The organism is Ureibacillus endophyticus (assembly GCF_003628435.1).
Classification (GTDB): Bacteria; Bacillota; Bacilli; order Bacillales_A; family Planococcaceae; genus Ureibacillus; species Ureibacillus endophyticus.
Genome location: NZ_RBZN01000048.1, coordinates 1 through 22156, shown reverse-complemented (window position 1 = coordinate 22156; position 22156 = coordinate 1). Strand labels below are relative to the sequence as shown.

The window sequence follows — 22156 nt, the reverse complement described above, 5'->3', positions numbered from 1 at the left end:
TCTTATACGGGACAGAGCTTCCGTTTAGCCAATGCGTTGTCGAGAAAACAGTAAAAATATTGGGTGGCAACACTCTGTATTTTTCATTGCAATTCTCTGCATTTTTATCTTGCAAAATACACCTGTGCCTTATAGTAATCGCGTTCTTCCTCTACGTTTTTAAAATGAACTCGTTTCCCTTTTAAAGGATTCTTTACCCCTTTCGCACCAGAACCTAAAGATGGCAAGTGTTCGAAAGCTTCAATTGAACCGAATTCTTTATATTTTTGAACCCATCTCTCCACTTGCGTTTTACTTCGAAGATTAAATTTCTTCGACGTAGTTACATAGCTATCTTCACTATTTAAATACGATTGAACAACTTGTAATTTGAATTCGTTTGAGTATGAATTGTTTTTCCTAGACATAGAAAAACCCCCTCTAAATAGACTGTTAACTACAGATTACTGTAGCCTTTTTCACATTGTCTACTTAAAGGGGATAATATCAGATACCCCACTTTGGCAGCTCTTTTTTATTCCTTACTTTAAAACTAAACATATTAAATAACTCAAGTAAAGTTGAATATTTAGAGTGATATTTTCAAACAGCTCTTTTATTATTTATACTATTTACATTTTTTCTCTATAATAAATTTTTAGTAGTAAAATCACTGAGCTTTTTTACGTTCGATCAATCAGAGAGCGTAAATCTCTTTCAAACTAGTTATTTATTTGATAAGCAAGCATTAGGACTACAGTCTTTAAATAAAGCATTTAAGCGCATTATTAAACGCTCTGATCTTTCAGATTGTACAATTCGTTCACTTAGACACTCTCACGCAACAATATTAATGAATTCCGGTTTTCCAGTAAAGGCAATTGCTGAACGGTTAGGAAATACACTTGAAATGATTTACACTACTTATGGACATGTTATTAAAGGTAATGGAAGATACTTTAGTAACCGCATTTAGTAATAAAATCGGAGAAAGTGAGACAAAAATTGGGGCTAATAATTCAATAATTAGCCCCTTAACCCTTGGTATTTATGACAACCACTTAGGTGGAGTATTTTTGGACCAATAGATATCGCCAAGTGTGTGATGGGCGACGAAATGGTCTTCTGCTGTGTGGTAATGGAAGTTATAGAAAAAACCATCTTGTGGTCTTTTATCTGTACGTACGTGGAAGCGAATTAAATCTTTTCCAGTTTCCTCATTTGTTATATGAAAGATTTTCTCTCCATTTTGACTTGGACGATTTGAAATCGCTAAGTATTTAATCGACTCATCGTCCATTCGAGTTAGCGTTTGTTCGATGGCTTCCTCAATTTTTGGGAAAATGCGCTCTTCGAATTCATCACCAATCACTGGTGCAATACGAGAGCCAAATTTTATGTATGATTGTTCTTTTGCTGCAAATAATATAGATTCAATAGATTGCCTTGGTGTTTCTTCCTCTGTCGAAATGGATTCTTCCACAACTGCAGAGACCTGGGTTTTTGGTTGATCATTTGCTTGAATGTTACTACTTTGAGAATTATTCGAAGCTTGTCCATTTTCTAAAACATCCCAAATTTCATGATTGGGTGTAATTAATCCAAATGTTAATAATGCTACAGATAGGACTAGGGTTTTTTGCCACCATTTTTTCATGGAATCACCTTCAATCTCGTACAAATTTGTTAAATCCTACTATTAATAGGTACGTTTCAGCTTGAAAAAGGTTTCATCTTTTTGTAATTCATTGTACAATGAAAAAGGAATTATGCCAGTGTTTTTTTAATTAAAGGAGGTACTACATAATGGCAAGTATTAGTATTGGAATTGGACTATTTTTATTATTAGCTTATTTAACTTCAATGTGTTTCACGAACTAATTTCGAAGAACTACTAATGAAGTAGTTCTTTTAAATTGGACAAGGGGTGCCGATTATAATCGACACCCCTTTAGTATTTTAAGGCAACATATAAATAAATTAAGTCTCAACCCTATCATCAGGGGAATTTTATAATAGATGCACTTTTGCATCAATTCAGCCACGGTAAAATTCCACTAAACGCTTTCTAACTTAAGCAACGTAAACCCTACCTACTTTTACGTCCTTGCAAGCCTCTACTTGCGCCAGTGTGAATAAGTATCTTCAAAAACTTTAGCGAAACGCCAAATTTATTTACCTGCTACCTAAATAGCACATAACTTATCTTAACACACTTTATGTGTAAAGTAAAATTCATTGATAGTTTGTCACTTCTCGATGACTCCATAATGGAATTTTGAGGTAAGTCGAATGTCACGTTTAAAGCCAAATTGCTCGAATGCAGTTGAGCGAAAATGTGCTTTTAATACGACTCTTTTTTTCGCCACTCGGATTGCCTCACGTACCCATTCTTCAGTTAGCGTGATATGTTGGCCCGCATCACGGAGCGCTTCAAAGTTGTTAGATTCCTCAATAACTTCTTCAAACATTGGGTCCATATAAACAACATCAAAAGCATTTGCTGGTTGCTTTTGTAGAAATACTACTGCTTCACTTTGAATAATTTTTATTTGGCGCATACATTTTGTTAAAGGCAATTCGCTCGTATCGTATGTAGCCATCCCCTTTTGAACAATGAAGGCAACGTTTGGGTCGGCTTCTAAACCAACAACCGTTCCCTCTTCTCCCACTTGATAGGCAGCCAACATTGCATCTGAACCGATTCCTAATGTGCAATCTAGAAAGGAATCGCCCTTTTCTAATTGACATGCATCTAGCATAGGATCATGCTCGCCCCTAGCCACGCGTTTTAAACGGAAAGCGGCAGAATTGGGATGGAAAAAGAAAGGAGCCTTTGCATCTTTCGGATAATATTCATATCGATTTTTTCCAGCAACAATTACGTTGGCATTTAGTTGTTCACTAATTTTTGCTACAGAACGTTTTTTTCTTTCTTCAAATCGTAAACCGAGTTCGTCACATGCTTTTTGCGCTAATGTGATGGAAATTTCGTCAGGGCGACCTGCTGTTGTCACAACGGTGATTGGCTGCATGTGTTCCCTCCTATTTTTTTGCACTTTTTGATATTCTATCATAGTTTGTCATGTGGATTTGTAAATAAGTTAATTTCTTATTTGAAAGTAACCTTCATTTAGTTAATAGAAATACTACATAGATGTGTAAAAGCCTCCAACATATACATGTAGCTTGTTTTCTCTAAATTAAATACAATAATAAAGGTTTGTAGGAAGATTTCGTATTTTCTAATAGGGTATCTTTTTTTAATGAATAAAAGCTCTATGCTACTAGACTATATCAGTTAAACCATTATAGTGGACAAAATATAAAAAAGAAGAGGATTAAATAAATGAACAACTTATTATTAAAGCAAGACCTATCAACTCAGGAACTAGCTATCGTGAATAGCGAAATGAACAATAAACAAAAATCAAAAGGGATTGCTTACTTGATTTGGTTCTTCTTCGGTGGAATCGGCGGTCACCGTTATTATGCAGGAGATATTGGTATGGGTATCGCAATGACATTAACACTTGGTGGTCTTGGTTTTTGGGCTTTAATTGATGTATTCTTTATTGGAAAACGCATTGAGCGCAAAAATGAAGAGCTAGAACAAAATATCATTATGAATGTAAAATCGTTTAATAAAAACTAAACATGTCTATACAGATTAGTTGAACCCAATGACCTCTTCGTAAAAAAGGGGTCTTTTTGTTTGCCTAATTCTAGGTAAAACATTACCCTAACTAGAACCTTTCATGTAGTTAATTGAAAAGCTACGCAGAACTGTAAACTGCCCCAACATTTACATGTAGAGTTTCCACACAAAATTTCATATATTAGTAGTGGTTAGCTATAGAAAGATTTTCTCTTATCTTAAGAGAGATCTTTCTTTTTTCATAAAAACAAAAAAAGAGACATCCGTAGATATCTCTTAGTAAATTGAATACAATTATTGACCACAAGCTTGTTTTAATACACCTGTTAAGTGGTCTGTAATTTGTTCAACTGGGTGGCCTTCGATTTGGTCACGTGGGATAAAGTATTCTAGTTGACCATCACGTAAAACTGCAATCGATGGTGAGCTTGGTGGAACTTCTTCAAAGAAAGCACGCATCGCTTCAGTTGCTTCACGATCTTGCCCTGCGAAAACTGTTACTAAATGGTCTGGCTTTACTTGCTCGATGGCATTGCGAACTGCCGGACGAGCTAAACCAGCTGCACAACCACAAACTGAGTTAATTACTACTAAGGATACTCCTTTAGCAGTTGCCATAAATTCATTCACTTCATCAGGAGTTGTTAATTCTGTAAACCCTGCGTCTACTAACTCTTGACGCATTGGTTGAACAATCCCTCTCATGTACTCATCGTAAGCGTTCATCATTTCGCCCTCTTTCCTATTTATTCACAAAATTTATTATATCAAGACATTTTGGGAAATTACAGGAACTAGACTTTTGGGGAATTCCTGAGACTAGCTTTGGGAACTAAATCAGCCTCGTCTACTAAACGAGGCTGATAATCTATTTAACTATACACAATCTCATGTTCTTCTTGTTTTTCATATAAGTCCCAATATTTCTCTGCAATGAGTTCAGGGGCAAAGTGTGTACCCTTCTTAACACCACCTGCAACTGTAACCGTCCCTACAAATACACCTTGAGGCTTTAATTCTTCTGCTAGTGTAAGAGCTAGAGTACGTATTCCTGCTTTGCCCAACGATAAAGCAGCATAATCTGCAGCAGGATGCAATGCCAATCCACCACCAGTAAAAAGAATCGTGCCGGATTTTTTCGCAACTTGATCCGGAATTACTTTCAATGCGCTACGTAAAGCACCTACTACGTCAACTTGATAATGAGTCAATAGAGATTCTGGTGTTAGTGAAGTAGGGCGACCTCCCTGTACAATCGCAGCATTGTATACTAGTAAATCGACTGGACCAAATTCTTTCTTGATTTGCTCAAAGGCTGCATCGACTGATTCTGTACTTGCGGCATCAGCTGCTACAGCGTATGCCTCGATGTTTTGTGAGTTTAGTTCCTCAACATATTGATTTAATGCATCCTGATTACGTGAAACCAACACAACACGGAAGTTATTGTCCCCGAATTTTTTTGCGACATGATTTCCAATACCAGGACCTGCTCCCACAACAACGATTAATTTCTTACTCATTTTACATCCTCCTCAAATTGGTTTCGTTAATAATTAATTAGAATATCTCCAGCTAACTGTTTCTTTTTAAACAAGCGATTTTGTAGCAAACTGATTTGCTGGTCTCGCTAATCCTAAATGTTCACGTAATGTTGAGCCCTCATATTCTGTTCTGAAAATTCCTCTTTTTTGTAACTCTGGAATTACCAATTCTACAAAATCATTTAACCCATCTGGGAATGTTGGTGGCATCACATTGAAGCCATCTGCAGCTCCTTGTTCAAACCATTCTTGTAACTGGTCTGCAATTTGTTCAGGTGTCCCAATAATTTCACGATGACCTCGTGCACCTGCGATACGTTGATACAACTGGCGAATCGTTAGTTGCTCGCGATCAGCTAAATCTTTCACCAATTGGAAACGGCTCTTTACACCATTTACTTCTGTTATATCTGGTAATTCAGGTAGTGGTCCATCGATTGGATAACCACTTAAATCAACGCCTAACTGCTGCGATAAGCGGGAAACACCTAACGATTCAGGTACTAAATCTAATAACTTTTGGCGTTTTGCCTCTGCTTCTTCAATCGTTTTTCCAACAATCGGGAATACGCCAGGCATTATTTTCAGCTCATCCGGATGACGGCCATATTTCGCTAAGCGACTTTTCACATCGCTATAAAACGCCTGCGCATCCTCTAATGTTTGCCATGCTGTAAAAATAACCTCTGCTGTTTGTGCAGCTAATTCTTTCCCAGCCTCTGAGGATCCTGCCTGAACAACGACCGGATGACCTTGTACTGGTCGGGCAATATTAAGCGGTCCAGTAACACTTAACCATTTTCCTTCATGATCTATTTGATGAACTTTTGCTTTATCTACAAACTGTGCATTCTCTTTATCAAAAACAATTGCGTCATCTTCCCAACTATCCCATAACTTTTTCGCAACATCGACGAACTCTTCTGCACGTTCATAGCGCTCTGCATGTAATAGTTCTTCCTTAAACCCAAAGTTATTAGCAGCCTCTATCCCAGCGCTCGTTACAACATTCCATGCGGCACGTCCACCACTTATATGATCCAACGAAGCAAACTTACGAGCTACGTTATATGGCTCATTGTATGTTGTAGATACTGTACCAACTAAACCAATTTTCGTAGTAACTGCTGCAAGACTTGAAAGTAATGTTAATGGCTCAAAGAAAGCCCATGATTGTTGTTCAAAAGCGGAACTACGATAACTCGCTGTTGGCCCATCTGCTAAAAACACCATATCGAACTTGCCACGCTCTGCGATTAATGCCTGCTGTTTCACAAATTCAAAATTATAAATGTGTTCAGCCTTTACAGTTGGATATCTCCATGCTGCCACATGATGGCCAGGAAGCATAAAGAACGCACCTAGTTTTAATTGTTTTTTCGACATATTAACCACTCCAATCAATTTAGTAAGATTTAATCAAATCAAAAGGCTCCCATATCTAAATTTGATAGGGAGCCTATAGTTGTCTAGTAAGCACGTGACTTTTAAATTGTTACTACATCTCGAATCAGTTGTTGATGAATTCTTTCTTTAATCTCATCTTCAATCTTAAAGCCTTGTTCTGTTCGTTCAATTTGTTTATCTACAATAAACACGCCTTGTGAAATGCTTGTAGCACCTAATGCTGAGAATACCGGCTTCAATGCATAATCGATAGCTAATAGATGATGAGCTGTTCCACCTACAGCAATTGGGATAATATGTTTATTTTCAAATCCTTTTTGAGGAATTAAATCTAAATAAGTTTTTAAAATTCCTGAATAAGCTGCTTTATATACTGGCGTTAATACAACTACTACATCTGCTTGTTCTACTAAAGCATTTGCTGCTTTAATTGCATCACTTGCAAAATTTGCTGTGATTAAATCTTGGGTAGGTAGGTCAAACAGCTCGATTGTTGTTGCTTCTACATTTTCTAAAATATATTGCTGAATTGCATTGACACGTGATGTACGTGCATTCGCTCCATTGATAATAACTGTTTTTGTCATAATAAAGTCCTCCTCATGATGTTAATTCATATGCCTATTTTTTTTATTTCTATAAATTTGAATTATTTCGCATATGGATTGAATTCATTAGTATATAATTCTTCTACTTTAACTTCTCCTTCTTCTACTACTCCATTTTCCACTAACCCATCAAGCCAAATCTGGAAATCTTTATCTCCAATTTGACCACCTTCTTCGGCAATCCCCACGCTCTTCCAATATTTTAAGTTTGCTGTTGTTTCTTTACCTTCTCGAGCGTTAATAATTTCTTCAAACTTTGCAATGACTTCTTCACGAGGTGTTGTTTTTGTCCATTCAATGGCTTTTGCTACCCCTTCTACAAAGGTTTTCACTGTATCTGGATTTTCTTCAATATACTTTTCTGCGAAGAAATATTCTCCTGCTGTAAAGTTCCCAAATAAGTCGGTATCTTTAAAGAGTGGTCGAATACCGCCATTTTCTAAAGCTTTATCTCTCGAAATACCACCAAGACCTACTACATCAACTTGACCACCACGTAAAACTTGTTCTGCGCTTGATAATGGTACTACAACTAATTCAACTTGCTTAATTTCTTCTTCTGTTAATCCGTTTTCACGTAAATATTGTTGCACAGCAAAGTCCATATGTGCGCCTAGAATATTCACACCAATTTTTTTACCGATTAAATCTTTCGCTGTTTTAATATCGCTATCTTCTAACGTATAAAAGCCAATAAATACGTTTTCATCACTTCCGTATGAACCTACTACTGATTTAATCTTTACACCTTGTGCGTGCGATTTAATGATGGCACCATTAAATGCAGATCCAAAATCTGTTTCGCCTGTAGCTGTTAACTGGATACTTTCTGGACCACCAACTACATCGCTTACTTTTTCAAGCTTTATATCCCCTAAATAACCAAGTGCTTCTGCTAATTCTGCTGGGTATACAGTAGATGGAATAGATTGGTATTGTAATACTTTATCTTGTTCCTTTTCGCTTGCTTCACTTGCGGATTCATCACTTGAGCAGGCAGCTAAGATTGCTGCGATAGCTCCTAATACTAATAAAAATAACCAATTTTTCTTCATACTTTTATTCTCCATTCTGTTTATAGTGCCCCTATTGCATATTAAACAAATAAATTTAATAGGTTTTAATTCGAAAGTCAAAGGCTACCAAATCTAAATTAGAATGGGAGCCTCTAGTTATCTAGTAAGCTTAATCAATTATTGCTTTTGTAAAGTACGTGTTGGATTTTTCAAACCTAAGTTTTCACGTAAAGTTGTTCCTTCGTATTCTGTACGGAAAATGCCTCGGCGTTGTAATTCCGGAATAACTAAATCCACAATGTCGTTTAGCCCATCCGGGAAAGTTGGTGACATTACATTAAAGCCATCTGCTGCTTCATTTTCGAACCATTCCTGCAATTGGTCAGCGATTTGTACCGGTGTACCGACAATTTCACGATGTCCACGTGCACCCGCAATAAATTCGTATATCTCACGAATCGTTTTTAAATTTTCACGCTTCGCAATATCACGTATAATGTTTACACGAATATTCGGATTTGTTTTATCCTCACGTTCAATTTCAGGTAGAGGACCATCAATATCATAACCTGATAAATCAGTACCATATATAAAGGAGAGATATTTGACTCCAGCTTCTGGATGAATATATGAATTTAACTCTTTCCGTTTCGCAATTGCTTCTGCTTCTGTTTTTGCTACAGTAATGAAAACACCAGGCATAATTTTTAGATCCTCTGATTCGCGACCATATTTTGCTAAACGTCCTTTTAAATCACGATAAAATGCTTGTGCCTCTTCTAATGTTTGTGCTGCTGTAAACACGACCTCTGCTGTACGAGCTGCCAACTCTTTACCTGCTTCAGAAGAACCCGCTTGAACAATAACCGGATGTCCCTGTGCAGATGTTGGTGCATCAAGAGTACCTTTTACTTTAAACCACTTACCTTCATGATTTACTGGTTGCACCTTTGTTAAATCAAGGTATTGTCCTGATTCCTTATTAATAACAAGCGCTTCTTTATCAATTGATGTCCATAATTTTTTCACAACATCTACGAATTCCTCTGCACGTTCATAACGTTCTGCATGTGCGAGATGCTTATCTCTACCAAACAAAGGTGCTTCGTTATCATTGGCAGATGTTACAACATTCCAAGCAGCCCGCCCCTTCGATAAATGGTCAATGCCAATAAACTTTCGTGCTACTTGGAAAGGCTCATTATACGATGTTGTAACCGTAGCTACTAATCCAATATTTTTTGTCGCTCCAGCCAGTGCAGCATGAACAATGATTGGATCTATTCTAATGCCTGATGGTCCAGATTCTTCTAACTTTTGACCAAACGCATCTGCAAAGAAAATCGTATCAAACTTCCCACGCTCTGCAATTTGCGCTAGCTCCACAAAATAATCTAAATCCAATGTACGCTCTGGCTGTGTTGTCGGATAACGCCAGCTCGCGAAATGATGTCCTGTTAAATAAAAGAATGCACCTAATTTTAATTGTTTTTTGCTCATCCTTATTGCTCCTTTTTATGTACTTGGGTAAAGCAAAGGCTCCACTACCCTATTGAAAGAGTGTCGGAGCCTCTAGTTGTCTAGTAAGCACGTTATTTTTCTGTAAATTTATTATTTTGCATATGGATTGAATTCATTTGTAAATAAATCTTCCACTTTTACTTCGCCTTCTTCTAATTCGCCACTGTTTACTAACCAATCAAGCCAAACTTGGAATTCTTTTTCCTCTATTTGACCACCTTCTTGACCAATCCCTGGGCTCTGCCAGAATTTTAAGTTATCTGTTGTTTCATTGCCTTCACGTCCTGAAACAATTTCTTCAAACTTTGCAATGACTTCTTCACGAGGTGTTGTTCTTGCCCATTCAATTGCTTTAGCTACACCTTCTACAAATGTCTTCACTGTATCTGGATTTTCCTCAATATACTTATCTGAGAAGAAATAAGATCCTGCTGTATATTCACCAAATAAATCGATATCATTAAAAATTAAACGAATTCCGCCAGTTTCTAATGCTTTATCTCTTCCAACACCACTAAGTCCTACAACATCCGCTTGACCAGAACGTAACACTTGTTCTGCACTTGCAGCTGGTACCACAACTAATTCAACTTGCTTAATTTCTTCATCTGTTAACCCACCATCACGTAAAAACTGCTTGATGATAAATTCAGCTTGTGCACCTAACGTATTAACAGCGACTTTTTTACCGATGAAATCTTTTGCCGTTTTAATACCGCTATCTTCTAAAACATAGTAACCACCATAAGTTTTATTATCACTACCGTATGCACCTACAACTGATTGAAGTTTTACTCCTTTTGCATGGGATTTGATAATGGCACCGTTAAATGCGTAACCAAAATCGATTTCACCTGTTGCTGTTAATTGAATACTTTCTGGACCACCTGTCATATCACTTACTTTTTCTAACTTAATGTCTCCTAAATATCCAAGCGCCTCGGCTAATTCTGGGAAGTATACACTGCCCGGCACACTTTGATATTGTAATACTTTATCTTGTTCCTTTTCGCCTGTTGCACTTGCAGATTCATCACTTGAGCACGCTGCTAAGATTGCTGTAATAGCACCTAATACTAATAAAAATAACCAATTTTTCTTCATACTTTTATTCTCCATTCTGTTTTTTCATGTTGTCTAATTACTTATTAAACAAATAAATTTAATAGGAATTAAACCAAAAAAGTTACTTTACTGCTTCCAACGAGAGAAGTAGCGTTCTGCACTTGAAAGACCATAGTTAATTAATAAACCTAATAATGAAATTGTAATAATGCCTGCATACATTTCTGGAATTAAGAAGTTATACTGTGAATACGTAATGAAATAACCAAGTCCAGCTTTTGCGCCAATCATCTCAGCAGCGATTAATACTAATATTGCACCTGTCCCTGCCATGCGAATCCCTGTGAAAATCGTTGGTACGGACGCTGGTAAAATGACTTTATAAAATAACTTAAACGATGAAATATTCATTGAACGTGCTGATTTAATCAACAGGGGATCAACATTTTTTACCGCAGAAATCGTATTTAGTAACACTGGCCATGTACATGCAAATAATACAATGGAAATTTTGGACACTTCACCAATTCCTAAAATTAGAATAAACACTGGCAATAATGCTAACGCCGCTGTGTTACGGAATAGTTCTAAAATCGGTGTCAGTAAATCTCGTGCTAATGGATACCATCCAATGATTAACCCTAATGGAATTGCCAGTGCTAATGCTAATAAAAATCCAAATAAGGAACGTAAAATACTCGCTTCAAAGTGTCTCCACAATTCTCCTGTTACTAGTAACTCCCACCAAGCTTGCACTACCTCTGAAAAAGGTGGTAGAAATGTCTTTTCGACAAACCCTAGCTGTGGGGCTAGCTCCCATAATAATATAAACACTATGAGAACGATGGAATTTTTAAATGCTTTTACAAAAGCTGTTAGTGATGGAGAAGAAGACTTTTGTGGTTTACTCGGTTCATTCAGTTTTGTTGCTGGTTTATTAATTGTTACCATCTAAAAAACCCTCCTTTTCTTAAATATGAGCTCCTTGGAATTCCGGCTCATGTAGTAAATTCCATACCTCACGTCTAGCATTTATAAAAGCTGGATTAGATTTTATATCTGCATCCTCTAGACGATCTTTTAGTGGAATATCCACAATTTTTTTCACTGTCCCTGGATTCGCTGAAAGCACAACAACTCTTTCTCCTAAGTACACTGCTTCATCAATACCATGTGTAATAAAAATAATCGTTTTGCCTGTTTTCTTCCAAATGCGTAATAATTCAGTTTGTAGTGTTTCGCGAGTTTGTGCATCAAGAGCGGCGAACGGTTCATCCATTAACAACACATCTGGATTAAAAGCTAAGCTTCTTGCGATGGCTACACGCTGCTTCATCCCGCCAGATAGTTCATGAGGATAGCGATCAGCAAAATTCTTTAATCCGACTAAGTCTAAATAATATTCCGCTTTCTCTTTCCGTTCACTTTTTGGAATCCCTTTTGCTTCTAATCCAAACTCAATATTTCCTCGAGCCGTTTTCCATGGAAACAACGCATACTGTTGAAAAACAATACCACGATCTAGTCCTGGTCCTGTAATTTCACGACCATCGATTAAAATTCGTCCTTTTGTTGGCTGTGTTAACCCTGTTAATAGATCAAGTAAAGTAGACTTTCCACATCCACTTGGACCTACTAATGTAATGAATTCTCCCTCTTTTACTGAAAATTCAATATCTTTAATCGCTGTAAATTCACGTTGTGCACCTTTTTTATATTCATCTCGAACTAAAAACTTTTTCGTTACTCGTTCAAATTTGATTTTATCCATCGTATCCCTCCTTATAATTACTATTCCTATAAATTTAGTATGTTTATGAAGTAAAAATTTTTTTATCTATTTTGATAAATACATATACTCCTCTCTCTTTATTAAAGCAAAAGGCTCCCATATCAATTTTGATAGGGAGCCTCTAGTTGTCTAGTAAGCTAAATTTGTTTTTTATTGTTATTTATCATAAATAAAGGAATTTATAATGTCAACTATTTTTGTAGGAATAGTACATTATCACTAAACCGATACAATTCCTAATTATTTTTTCCCATTGAGATGAAACAAAAGCTTTCTTATCTACAATGGTAGAGCCTCTAGATTATCTAGTAAGCTTGTTAGTCATTTATTGTTATTGATATTAAATTAAGGTAAATATAATGTCAACTATTTTTATAAGAATTATCAGTTTTCTTTATTTATGATTCTAAAAATCTACAGAATTATTTCATTTCCATCGTAATTAAACAAATGACTCCCATATCAAAAGATAAGGGAGCCTCTAGTTTTCTAGTAAGCTAAATTCGTTATATATTGGAATAATAAATAAGAGCCATATATAATGTCAACTATTTTTATAAGAATTATAAATTTCTCCTTTTCTTCAAAGAAAATAACCAATAATAACAATTTAACAAAAACATACAAAACCACTTTACATTGTATGCTTTTAAGTATATTATACAAATATCTAAATATTTCGTATTTAATTTTAACCAACTAGTCAACTAGAGGTTCCTTATTCTAATAATAAGGGACCTCTTTTTTTATAAATGTTCTTTTCATAAAGTATAAGACATTTATAAAACAGATCATGTTTTGAACTATACCCATAAAAATAATTGTACTTTATGATACGGACATTCATTTTTTAAAAGGAGTGACGGAGATGAATAATAGAGTAGTGAAAAATTTATATCACTTACCCGATTTACGATTTGTAAAATGGTGTGAAGACACGTATGCCATTAACCGAGGAGTTTATAATACGATTGATGAAAAACTATATGAGGCAGGTTTTGAGGATATACGAGAACGACGCAATGCCATTATTACTTTTTTAGAAAAACATATTATATTTGATGAACTAAAGTCGAAAAAATATTTTACATTTGGACATGGAAATCTATCTGCAGCTTTACAACAATTTAGTGAAAAAAATTTTTTAGAACAATAGACTACTAAAACGGATGTTTAATCAGAAAATGTACCTAATTATTGTAACTAAAAATGGAGTTGTCTGAAAATTCATTTTAAGACAGCTCCTTTGTGACGAGGATGGTAACAACCACCGCAGGAGCAATAATTCATAAGAGATATTTATCAAAAAAGAAAGAAAAGAGGTGTCCAAAAAATTATTACTTTTTGGACACCTCCATTTTTTTGTTTATTTTCAATAGCGGGGTTTGAGAATGTTCTTCTAGTTAACATTTTTCTGTTATACAAATAAAAAAATGAGTTCGATGAAATATGTAATATCGAACTCATTCCTTGCAAGCTATCAAAATCTAAGGGGGGGACTTCAAAGCTTGCTTTTTTCATATTTTTTTCACTCTGGAAAGATAGTTTAATTTATTGTTTTACAGTTAAATTCTGTTCAGAACTTGTTGGTATTTTTAAGCCTAGGTTTTCGCGTAAAGTTGTTCCTTCGTATTCAGTACGGAAAATGCCTCGGCGTTGTAATTCTGGAATTACTAAATCTACAATATCGTTTAGCCCATCTGGGAATGTTGGTGGTAGCACATTAAAGCCGTCTGCTGCGTCATTTTCAAACCATTCTTGCAATTGATCTGCAATTTGTTCCGGTGTACCGACAATTTCACGATGTCCACGTCCACCTCCAATAAATTCGTATAACTCTCGAATTGTTTTTATATTATTACGCTTCGCAATATCACGTACAATGTTGGCACGAATATTTGGGTTTGTTTCATCTTCAACATCATAATGCTCTGGTAGAGGACCTTCTACATCATAACCTGTTAAATCTGCCCCATAGAAGAATGATAGATATTTTAACCCGACTTCTGGAAGTATATAAGAATTTAATTCGTTACGTTTCGCAATGGCTTCCTCTTCTGTTTTCGCTACTGTAATGAAGACACCTGGCATAATTTTTAAGTCCTCTGGATTACGACCATATTTTGCTAAACGTCCTTTTAAGTCGCGATAAAATGCTTGTGCTTCTTCTAACGTTTGCCATGCTGTGAAAACTACATCTGCTGTACGAGCAGCTAATTCTTTACCAGCCTCTGAAGAACCCGCTTGCACAACGACCGGATGTCCCTGTGGTGATGTTGGTGCGTCCAGTGTCCCTTTTACTTTAAACCATTTTCCTTCATGATTTACTGGGTGTACTTTCGTTAAGTCCAGATATTTACCTGATTCCTTATCAATCACAAGTGCTTCTTTATCTATAGACTGCCAAAGCTTTTTCACAACATCTACGAACTCTCCTGCACGTTCATAGCGTTCTGCATGAGCTAAATGTTTATCTCTACCAAATAAAGGTGCTTCTTTGGCACTGTTTGATGTAACAACATTCCATGCAGCACGCCCTTTTGATAGATGGTCAATGCCGATAAATTTTCGAGCTAATTGGAATGGCTCATTATAAGAAGTAGTTACTGTTGCAACTAATCCAATATTTTTTGTTACTGCAGCTAGTGCTGATTGAATAATGATTGGATCTAATTTAATGCCAGATGGTGAATTTTCTTCTAACTCCTGGCCAAACCCATCCGCAAAGAAAATCGTATCAAACTTGCCACGCTCAGCAATTTTGGCTAACTCTATGAAATAATCTAAATCTAATGATCGTTCTGGTTGTGTTGTCGGAAAACGCCAGCTCGCGAAATGTTGTCCTGGTAAACTAAAGAATGCTCCTAATTTTAATTGTTTTTTGCTCATTGTCATTTCTCCTTTTTATATATTTTTTTATAAAATAAAAGCTCCCACACTCTTTAAAAGAGAGAGGAGCCTCTAGTTTTCTAGTTAGCAAGTTACTATTAAACTGTTACTTGATCCTGAATCAGTTGTTGATGAATTCTTTCTTTAATGCCTTCCTCAATCGTAAAGCCTTGCTCTGATCGTTCAATTTGTTTATCTACAATAAACACACCTTGCGAAATGCTTGTCGCGCCTAATGCTGAAATAACTGGCTTTAAGGCATAATCAATGGCTAATAAATGATGCGCTGTCCCACCTACAGCAATCGGGATAATTTGTTTATTTTCAAATCCTTTTTGCGGAATTAAATCTAAATAAGTTTTTAAAATCCCGGAATAAGCGCCTTTATAAACCGGTGTTAATAAAACGACTACATCTGCCTGTTCCACTAACGTATTTGTTGCTTTGATTGCCTCACTTGCAAAATTGGCTGAGATTAAATCATTGGCAGGTAAATCGAATACCTCAATTGTTGATACCTCTTTTACATTTTCTACAATATACTGTTGAATCGCATTGACACGTGAAGTACGTGCATTTGCTCCATTGATAATCACAGTTTTTGTCATTCTAAATTCCTCCTCCATTAACTTGATGCAAAAGCCCGTTTTTCTTTATTTCCGTAAATCAAATAGTAAATTGGTATACAGATTAATCCGATGCAGGATATTATCATGTACAACGAACGGTAGCCGAGCCCTTCGATAATGTGACCTAAAATATACGGCCCTAAGCCAAAGCCTAAATCGAGAAACATAAAGTAAGTAGCAGTTGCAAGAGCTAGACGAGATGGATCCGCATTTTTCAACGCAATGGTTTGTGCTGCTGAGTTAAAGTTCCCAAAACCTAGCCCCATGCAAGCAGCTGCTAGTATAATCATCCAAGGTGCTGTTGATTGACTATATACAAACATCCCTGTTGCAAATAAGAGCATGCATGGATACACAACAATATTTGCACCTCTTGCATCAATCACTTTCCCTGTAAATGGTCTAGAACAGATTACACACATTGAATGGATGAAAAAGAAATAACCCGCTACTTCTATTAATCCTGTTTCCTTCCCATACAGCGTTAAGTAGGATGTTACACTAGAAAAACTAAATCCAATGGTTAGCATTAACAGTGAAATCGGAACGGCTTGCTTATCGATATAATCGGAAATACGAAATGCTTTTGTTTTCTCAGATACAACTGATGTTTCACTTTCTGGTAGCTGTATACGAACAAACTTAAAGATTAGAATACACACAACGCTTGCTAGGATATTTAAAGCAAACATCCATTCAAACCCGTTATTTAAACTAGTTAATAACATGCCAATGAATGGACCAATTGCTGAACCAAGAACGGCACTTAAGCCATAGTAGCTAATCCCTTCCCCTTTTCGAGAAGGAGGTGTAATTTGTACGCAAATTGTTCCTGTTGATGTGGTGACAAGTCCAACTGTAAAGCCATGTAACATGCGAATAAGTAATAACATTTCAATCCCATTTGCGAAAAAGTAACAAATTGATACGAGTACTGATCCCAAAAGACCAGAAACAAGTACATGCAATATGCCAAACTTTGCAATGAACTTCCCAACTAATAATCTTCCTATTAGGGATCCCAAAACAAAGATGCTTGCTGCCAAACCAGCCGTGCTGACTGACACGTGATATGTTTCTACTGCATAGTTAGACATTGTCACCATTAATAAGAAATACATAATGGTTAATAAAAAGTTTACAAAGGACGTAACAATAAATTCCTTTGTCCATAGCTTTTGTTCCATGCCTTACACACCTTTAACCTATTATCCCACCAGATTAAATAGGGATTTAGGGGGAATTTTATACTTCTTGTGTGATTTTTTGTTGAGTATGCGGATTTGTTGGGCGTTTCAGACCAAGGTTTTCTCGTAATGTTGACCCTGTATACTCTGTTTTAAATAATCCGCGACGTTGTAATTCTGGAATCACAAGTTCTACAATGTCATTTAAGCCTTGTGGGAAAGTTGGTGCCATGATATTAAAACCATCTGCCGCATCATTCTCAAACCATTCTTGTAACGCATCCGCTACTTGAGTTGGTGTACCTACGATTTCACGGTGACCGCGCGCTCCTGCAATATTGTTGTATAATTCGCGCAATGTCTTTAATCCTTTTCTCTCAACAATTCCCTTTACAATACCAGAGCGAATATTCGGATTCGTTCCGTCAACTTGTTGGCCGTTAAAGTCAGGAATTGGACCTTCAAAGTCGTGATTTGATAAATCCACTCCAGTAAAGGTAGATAAATAAGCTAATCCTACTTCTGGTGTAATATAGTTATTTAGCTGTTGGTGTTTTGCGATTGCTTCTTCTTCTGTTTCTGCTACGACAATGAAAGCACCTGGCAAAATTTTTAAATCTTCCGGATCACGACCATATTTGGCTAAACGTCCTTTTACGTCTTTATAAAACGCTTGTGCATCCTCTAATGTTTGCCATGCTGTGAAAATCACTTCAGCCGTTTTAGCAGCTAATTCTTTTCCAGCCTCAGATGAACCCGCCTGCACAATTACTGGGTGTCCTTGTGGTGTAGAAGGTGCATCTAATGTTCCTTTTACTTTAAAGAATTTCCCTTCATGATTAAGTTCCGTCACTTTCTCTAAGTCATAATAACGACCACTTTCCTTATCAATAATCAAAGCTTCTTCATCAATCGAATACCATAACTTTTTCACCACATCCACAAATTCATCAGCACGCTCATAACGCTCTGCATGTTGATAGTGTGCATCACGTCCGAATAACAGTGCCTCACGCTCATTTGCCGATGTTACAACATTCCAAGCTGCACGACCATTTGATAAATGATCAATCGCCGCAAATTTACGTGCTACATGGAATGGGTCATTATAAGACGTTGTTAAAGTAGCTGTTAAACCAATATTTTTTGTCACAGCTGCTAATGCAGAGATAATAACTACTGGATCTAGTTTTAAACCTGAATGAGCATTCTCTTGAATCTGTTGTCCAAATACATCTGCGAAGAATAAATTATCAAATTTACCACGTTCTGCAATTTGCGCAATTTCTGTTAAATACGATAAATCTGTTACCTTTCGCACTTCCGATTGAGGATGTCTCCAGCTTGCCACATGGTGTCCTGGTAGATTAATAAATGCTCCTAAAGCTAATTGTTTTTTTGCCATTTCCAATCACTCCTATTAACTTAGTAGACTTTTATTCAAAAAATTATTTAGCATATGGATTAAACTCATTTGTATATAAGTCTTCTACTTTCACTTGACCTTCTTTTATTTCACCGCTTTTTACTAACCAATCAATCCAAACTTGGAATTCTTTTTCAGCAATTACTCCACCTTCTTCGGCAATCCCTGTGCTCTTCCAGTATTTTAAATTTTCAGTCGTTTCATTGCCTTCTCGTGCCGAAACAATTTCTTCAAACTTTGCAATGACTTCTTCACGAGGCGTTGTTCTAGCCCATTCGATTGCTTTTGCTACACCTTCTACAAATGTTTTTACTGTATCTGGATTTTCTTTAATATACTTTTCTGTGAAGAAATATTCTCCAGCAGTAAATTCGCCAAACAAGTCGATATCTCTAAATAAAAGATGCAGACCGCCATTTTCAAGTGCTCTATCTCTTCCAATACCACCAAGACTTACTACATCCACTTGACCTGCACGTAAAATTTGTTCAGCACTTGCACTTGGAATAACAACTAACTCAACATGGCTAATTTCTTCTTCTGTTAACCCCCCATCACGTAAAAACTGTTTAATGATAAATTCATTTTGTGCTCCTAACGTATTAACGCCTACTTTTTTCCCGATTAAATCTTTCGCAGTCTTAATTCCGCTACCTTCTAATGTATAATATCCACCAAATGTATTTTCATCACTTCCATAAGACGCTACAACGGATTTTATCTTTACGCCTTGTGCATAGGATTTAATAATGGCACCATTAAATGCAAAACCAAAATCGATTTCACCTGTTGCTGTTAATTGAATACTTTCTGGACCACCAACTTGATCGCTTACCTTTTCTAACTTAATATCACCTAAATATCCAAGTGCTTCTGCTAATTCTGGGTAGTATACACTGCCCGGCACACTTTGGTATTGTAAAACTTTATCTTGACCGTCTGCTTCTGCATTATTTGCTGCATCACTACTTGAACATGCCGCTAAAATTGCTATAGTAGCACTTATTACTAATAAAAATAACCAATTTTTCCTCATACTCTATTCCCCATTCTATTTATATTTTTAATAGCTCATTTCCTTACAAAACAAATAATTTTAGTCGGTATTAATCTTAAAAAATTTACACTTATTGCTTCCAACGTGAGAAGTAACGTTCTGCACTTGAAAGACCGTAGTTAATTAATAAACCTAATAATGAAATTGTTATAATTCCTGCATACATCTCGGCAATTAAGAAGTTATATTGCGAGTACGTAATGAAATAACCAAGCCCAGCTTTTGCCCCAATCATCTCTGCTGCAATTAGTACTAAAATTGCCCCCGTCCCAGCCATACGAATCCCCGTGAAAATAGTTGGTACTGAGGCTGGTAAAATAACTTTGTAGAATAATTTAAAGGATGAAATATTCATAGAGCGTGCTGATTTAATTAGTAATGGATCTACGTTTTTTACGGCAGAAATTGTATTTAGTAACACCGGCCATGTACATGCAAATAATACAATGGAAATTTTAGATACTTCCCCAATCCCTAAGATTAAAATGAATACTGGTAATAAAGCTAACGCCGCTGTGTTACGAAATAGTTCTAAAATCGGTGTTAGTAGGTCTCGTGCTAATGGATACCAACCGATGATTAGCCCCAATGGAATTGCCACTGCTAATGCTAATAAAAATCCAAATAAGGAACGTAATATACTCGCTTGAAAGTGTCTCCACAATTCGCCAGATACAAGTAAGTCCCACCAAGCACGTATTACCTCTGAAAAAGGTGGTAAAAATGTCCTTTCAACTATCCCTAACTGTGGGGCAAGCTCCCATAACAAAACAAATAATATAAGGACGATAGAATTTTTAAATGCTTTTACAAAGGCCGATAGCGATGGTGAAGAAGACTTTTGTGGTTTACTCGGTTTATTCAGTTTTGTTGCTGGTTTATTTATCGTTACCATGTAAAAAAACCTCCTTTTTCTTAAATATGAGCGCCTTGAAACTCCGGCTCATGTAGTAAATTCCATACCTCACGTCTAGCACTGATGAAAGCCGGATTTGATTTCACATCTGCATCCTCTAGACGATCTTTTAGTGGAATATCCACAATTTTTTTCACTGTACCTGGATTGGCTGTTAGTACAACCACTCGCTCACCTAAATACACTGCTTCATCAATGCCATGGGTAATAAAAATAATCGTTTTCCCTGTCTTCTTCCAAATGCGTAATAGTTCAGTTTGTAGTGTTTCACGAGTTTGTGCATCTAGAGCTGCAAATGGTTCATCCATTAACAACACATCTGGATTGAAAGCTAAACTTCTTGCAATGGCTACACGCTGCTTCATCCCGCCAGATAGTTCATGGGGATAGCGATCAGCAAAATTCTTTAATCCGACTAAGTCTAAATAATATTCCGCCTTTTCTTTCCGTTCACTTTTTGGAATCCCTTTTGCTTCTAATCCAAACTCAATATTTCCTCGAGCCGTTTTCCATGGAAACAAGGCATATTGTTGAAAGACAATGCCACGGTCTAGTCCTGGCCCTGTAATTTCACGACCATCGATTAAAATTCGTCCTTTTGTTGGCTTTGTTAAACCTGTTAGCAAATCAAGTAAAGTAGACTTTCCACATCCACTTGGACCTACTAATGTAATGAATTCACCCTCTCTTACTGTAAACTCAATATTCTGAATGGCTGTAAATTCTCGTTGTGCTCCTTTTTTATGTTCATCTCGAACTAGAAACTTTTTCGTTACTCGTTCAAATCTAATTTTATCCATCATACTCCTCCTTATATAACTATTCCTATAAGTTTAGTATTCTTAAGGTGTAAAAAAATTTACTCTAAAATTCTATATTGAAGAATGCATGAACCCCTTTCTATTAAAGCAAAAGGCTCCCATATCTAAATTAGATAGGGAGCCTCTAGGTTGACTAGTGAGCTTTATTAGTATTTTGTTGTAACTAATAATAAATATTGGCAATTGTAATGTCAACTATTTTTATAAGAATAGTTAGTTATTACTAAAATTAAAACCATTTCTAACATTCTATCCTTTTTTGTAATTAAAACAAAAGACTCCCTAATCTATAGATTGGGAGCCTCTAGGTTGACTAGTGAGCTTTATTAGTTATTTGTTGGTATTAATAATAAATAAAGGAATTAATAATATCAACTATTTTTATAAGAATAGTTAGTTATTACTAAAACTATGCCATTCACAATGAATTCATCCCCGTCATACAAATAAAAACTCCCTTATCTCTTGGATAAAGGACTCTCTAGTTTGTACAGTGAGCTAAATTGTTTATTTATTGGTATTCACTACCGTTGCATAAAAGTGTTCTGAATTTTCAGTTTTTGTTTTACTTAATTTTAAAGAAAAATTGAAAACACTAAAGCTAGGGTAGTAAACATTCATTTTTTTACTATAACCTGTGA

The 22156-nt window shown here is 36.1% G+C and carries 22 protein-coding genes; 3 read left to right on the top strand and 19 right to left on the bottom strand.

Annotated elements, in window-relative coordinates; genetic code table 11:
• Positions 1-104 precede the first annotated feature (104 nt).
• The gene (locus tag D8M03_RS14580) at positions 105-407 is read right to left on the bottom strand and encodes a helix-turn-helix domain-containing protein (RefSeq protein ID WP_121215560.1); all 303 of its coding nucleotides are present in this window, start codon (positions 405-407) and stop codon (positions 105-107) included.
• Positions 408-604: 197 nt separating this feature from the next.
• On the opposite strand from D8M03_RS14580, the gene D8M03_RS18070 reads away from it, so the two are divergent.
• A complete protein-coding gene (locus tag D8M03_RS18070; protein ID WP_342768818.1) occupies positions 605-955 on the top strand; it encodes a tyrosine-type recombinase/integrase in 351 nt (116 codons plus the stop codon).
• Between the two features lie 72 nt (positions 956-1027).
• Here D8M03_RS18070 and D8M03_RS14570 read toward each other — a convergent pair whose 3' ends face one another.
• Positions 1028-1636 (bottom strand): YpjP family protein, encoded by a 609-nt coding sequence (locus tag D8M03_RS14570; RefSeq protein WP_121215561.1) that lies wholly within the window; start codon positions 1634-1636, stop codon positions 1028-1030.
• 592 nt (positions 1637-2228) lie between these two features.
• Positions 2229-3014 carry a class I SAM-dependent methyltransferase gene (locus tag D8M03_RS14565; protein ID WP_121215559.1) on the bottom strand — a complete coding sequence of 262 codons (786 nt, stop codon included), beginning with the start codon at positions 3012-3014 and terminating at the stop codon, positions 2229-2231.
• Positions 3015-3328: 314 nt separating this feature from the next.
• Between D8M03_RS14565 and D8M03_RS14560 the strand changes: the two genes are divergently transcribed.
• A complete protein-coding gene (locus D8M03_RS14560) occupies positions 3329-3634 on the top strand; it encodes a TM2 domain-containing protein (protein WP_121215558.1) in 306 nt (101 codons plus the stop codon).
• A 297-nt stretch (positions 3635-3931) separates the two neighbouring features.
• On the opposite strand, the gene D8M03_RS14555 is transcribed toward D8M03_RS14560, so the two are convergent.
• From D8M03_RS14555 to D8M03_RS14515, 9 genes are all read right to left on the bottom strand, one after another.
• Positions 3932-4363 carry a BrxA/BrxB family bacilliredoxin gene (locus D8M03_RS14555; protein ID WP_121215557.1) on the bottom strand — a complete coding sequence of 144 codons (432 nt, stop codon included), beginning with the start codon at positions 4361-4363 and terminating at the stop codon, positions 3932-3934.
• Between the two features lie 146 nt (positions 4364-4509).
• Positions 4510-5160 carry an SDR family NAD(P)-dependent oxidoreductase gene (locus D8M03_RS14550; protein WP_121215556.1) on the bottom strand — a complete coding sequence of 217 codons (651 nt, stop codon included), beginning with the start codon at positions 5158-5160 and terminating at the stop codon, positions 4510-4512.
• A 66-nt stretch (positions 5161-5226) separates the two neighbouring features.
• Positions 5227-6567 carry an LLM class flavin-dependent oxidoreductase gene (locus D8M03_RS14545; RefSeq protein ID WP_121215555.1) on the bottom strand — a complete coding sequence of 447 codons (1341 nt, stop codon included), beginning with the start codon at positions 6565-6567 and terminating at the stop codon, positions 5227-5229.
• 101 nt (positions 6568-6668) lie between these two features.
• Positions 6669-7175, bottom strand: a complete 507-nt coding sequence (gene ssuE, locus D8M03_RS14540; RefSeq protein WP_121215554.1) for an NADPH-dependent FMN reductase — start codon at positions 7173-7175, stop codon at positions 6669-6671.
• A gap of 62 nt (positions 7176-7237) precedes the next feature.
• Positions 7238-8251, bottom strand: a complete 1014-nt coding sequence (locus D8M03_RS14535; protein WP_121215553.1) for an ABC transporter substrate-binding protein — start codon at positions 8249-8251, stop codon at positions 7238-7240.
• A gap of 138 nt (positions 8252-8389) precedes the next feature.
• On the bottom strand, positions 8390-9712 hold the full coding sequence (locus D8M03_RS14530) for an LLM class flavin-dependent oxidoreductase (protein ID WP_121215552.1): 1323 nt from the start codon (positions 9710-9712) through the stop codon (positions 8390-8392).
• A gap of 111 nt (positions 9713-9823) precedes the next feature.
• The gene (locus tag D8M03_RS14525; protein WP_121215551.1) at positions 9824-10837 is read right to left on the bottom strand and encodes an ABC transporter substrate-binding protein; all 1014 of its coding nucleotides are present in this window, start codon (positions 10835-10837) and stop codon (positions 9824-9826) included.
• An 87-nt stretch (positions 10838-10924) separates the two neighbouring features.
• Complete coding sequence (locus D8M03_RS14520; RefSeq protein ID WP_121215550.1) at positions 10925-11749, bottom strand: ABC transporter permease; 825 nt, start codon at positions 11747-11749, stop codon at positions 10925-10927.
• A gap of 19 nt (positions 11750-11768) precedes the next feature.
• On the bottom strand, positions 11769-12569 hold the full coding sequence (locus tag D8M03_RS14515) for an ABC transporter ATP-binding protein (protein WP_121215549.1): 801 nt from the start codon (positions 12567-12569) through the stop codon (positions 11769-11771).
• A gap of 889 nt (positions 12570-13458) precedes the next feature.
• Here D8M03_RS14515 and D8M03_RS14510 point away from each other — a divergent pair.
• Positions 13459-13746, top strand: coding sequence for a hypothetical protein (locus D8M03_RS14510; RefSeq protein ID WP_121215548.1), 288 nt, complete (start codon positions 13459-13461; stop codon positions 13744-13746).
• Positions 13747-14141: 395 nt separating this feature from the next.
• On the opposite strand, the gene D8M03_RS14500 is transcribed toward D8M03_RS14510, so the two are convergent.
• The 7 genes from D8M03_RS14500 to D8M03_RS14470 all read right to left on the bottom strand — a co-directional run bounded on the left by D8M03_RS14500 (position 14142) and on the right by D8M03_RS14470 (position 21497).
• Positions 14142-15479, bottom strand: a complete 1338-nt coding sequence (locus tag D8M03_RS14500; protein WP_121215546.1) for an LLM class flavin-dependent oxidoreductase — start codon at positions 15477-15479, stop codon at positions 14142-14144.
• Positions 15480-15577: 98 nt separating this feature from the next.
• Positions 15578-16087: an NADPH-dependent FMN reductase gene (gene ssuE, locus D8M03_RS14495; protein WP_121215545.1), complete on the bottom strand. Its 510-nt coding sequence runs from the start codon at positions 16085-16087 to the stop codon at positions 15578-15580.
• Positions 16088-16104: 17 nt separating this feature from the next.
• The gene (locus tag D8M03_RS14490; RefSeq protein WP_121215544.1) at positions 16105-17295 is read right to left on the bottom strand and encodes an MFS transporter; all 1191 of its coding nucleotides are present in this window, start codon (positions 17293-17295) and stop codon (positions 16105-16107) included.
• Between the two features lie 58 nt (positions 17296-17353).
• On the bottom strand, positions 17354-18700 hold the full coding sequence (locus tag D8M03_RS14485) for an LLM class flavin-dependent oxidoreductase (protein ID WP_121215543.1): 1347 nt from the start codon (positions 18698-18700) through the stop codon (positions 17354-17356).
• Between the two features lie 43 nt (positions 18701-18743).
• Positions 18744-19757 (bottom strand): ABC transporter substrate-binding protein, encoded by a 1014-nt coding sequence (locus tag D8M03_RS14480; RefSeq protein ID WP_121215542.1) that lies wholly within the window; start codon positions 19755-19757, stop codon positions 18744-18746.
• Positions 19758-19848: 91 nt separating this feature from the next.
• A complete protein-coding gene (locus D8M03_RS14475) occupies positions 19849-20673 on the bottom strand; it encodes an ABC transporter permease (protein ID WP_121215541.1) in 825 nt (274 codons plus the stop codon).
• A gap of 20 nt (positions 20674-20693) precedes the next feature.
• Positions 20694-21497 carry an ABC transporter ATP-binding protein gene (locus D8M03_RS14470; RefSeq protein ID WP_121215540.1) on the bottom strand — a complete coding sequence of 268 codons (804 nt, stop codon included), beginning with the start codon at positions 21495-21497 and terminating at the stop codon, positions 20694-20696.
• Positions 21498-22156: the final 659 nt, after the last annotated feature.

Excerpts from the sequence above, each read along its gene's own strand:
- D8M03_RS14565 (WP_121215559.1), bottom strand. The coding sequence starts at position 3,014 with ATGCAGCCAATCACCGTTGTGACAACAGCAGGTCGCCCTGACGAAATT.
- D8M03_RS14500 (WP_121215546.1), bottom strand. The coding sequence starts at position 15,479 with ATGAGCAAAAAACAATTAAAATTAGGAGCATTCTTTAGTTTACCAGGA.
- D8M03_RS14520 (WP_121215550.1), bottom strand. The coding sequence starts at position 11,749 with ATGGTAACAATTAATAAACCAGCAACAAAACTGAATGAACCGAGTAAA.
- D8M03_RS14470 (WP_121215540.1), bottom strand. The coding sequence starts at position 21,497 with ATGATGGATAAAATTAGATTTGAACGAGTAACGAAAAAGTTTCTAGTT.
- D8M03_RS14580 (WP_121215560.1), bottom strand. The coding sequence starts at position 407 with ATGTCTAGGAAAAACAATTCATACTCAAACGAATTCAAATTACAAGTT.
- D8M03_RS14485 (WP_121215543.1), bottom strand. The coding sequence starts at position 18,700 with ATGGCAAAAAAACAATTAGCTTTAGGAGCATTTATTAATCTACCAGGA.
- D8M03_RS14490 (WP_121215544.1), bottom strand. The coding sequence starts at position 17,295 with ATGGAACAAAAGCTATGGACAAAGGAATTTATTGTTACGTCCTTTGTA.
- D8M03_RS14545 (WP_121215555.1), bottom strand. The coding sequence starts at position 6,567 with ATGTCGAAAAAACAATTAAAACTAGGTGCGTTCTTTATGCTTCCTGGC.
- ssuE (WP_121215545.1), bottom strand. The coding sequence starts at position 16,087 with ATGACAAAAACTGTGATTATCAATGGAGCAAATGCACGTACTTCACGT.
- D8M03_RS14510 (WP_121215548.1), top strand. The coding sequence starts at position 13,459 with ATGAATAATAGAGTAGTGAAAAATTTATATCACTTACCCGATTTACGA.
- D8M03_RS14515 (WP_121215549.1), bottom strand. The coding sequence starts at position 12,569 with ATGGATAAAATCAAATTTGAACGAGTAACGAAAAAGTTTTTAGTTCGA.
- D8M03_RS14570 (WP_121215561.1), bottom strand. The coding sequence starts at position 1,636 with ATGAAAAAATGGTGGCAAAAAACCCTAGTCCTATCTGTAGCATTATTA.
- D8M03_RS14550 (WP_121215556.1), bottom strand. The coding sequence starts at position 5,160 with ATGAGTAAGAAATTAATCGTTGTTGTGGGAGCAGGTCCTGGTATTGGA.
- D8M03_RS14525 (WP_121215551.1), bottom strand. The coding sequence starts at position 10,837 with ATGAAGAAAAATTGGTTATTTTTATTAGTATTAGGTGCTATTACAGCA.
- D8M03_RS14555 (WP_121215557.1), bottom strand. The coding sequence starts at position 4,363 with ATGAACGCTTACGATGAGTACATGAGAGGGATTGTTCAACCAATGCGT.
- D8M03_RS14530 (WP_121215552.1), bottom strand. The coding sequence starts at position 9,712 with ATGAGCAAAAAACAATTAAAATTAGGTGCATTCTTTTATTTAACAGGA.
- D8M03_RS14535 (WP_121215553.1), bottom strand. The coding sequence starts at position 8,251 with ATGAAGAAAAATTGGTTATTTTTATTAGTATTAGGAGCTATCGCAGCA.
- D8M03_RS14480 (WP_121215542.1), bottom strand. The coding sequence starts at position 19,757 with ATGAGGAAAAATTGGTTATTTTTATTAGTAATAAGTGCTACTATAGCA.
- D8M03_RS14475 (WP_121215541.1), bottom strand. The coding sequence starts at position 20,673 with ATGGTAACGATAAATAAACCAGCAACAAAACTGAATAAACCGAGTAAA.
- ssuE (WP_121215554.1), bottom strand. The coding sequence starts at position 7,175 with ATGACAAAAACAGTTATTATCAATGGAGCGAATGCACGTACATCACGT.
- D8M03_RS14560 (WP_121215558.1), top strand. The coding sequence starts at position 3,329 with ATGAACAACTTATTATTAAAGCAAGACCTATCAACTCAGGAACTAGCT.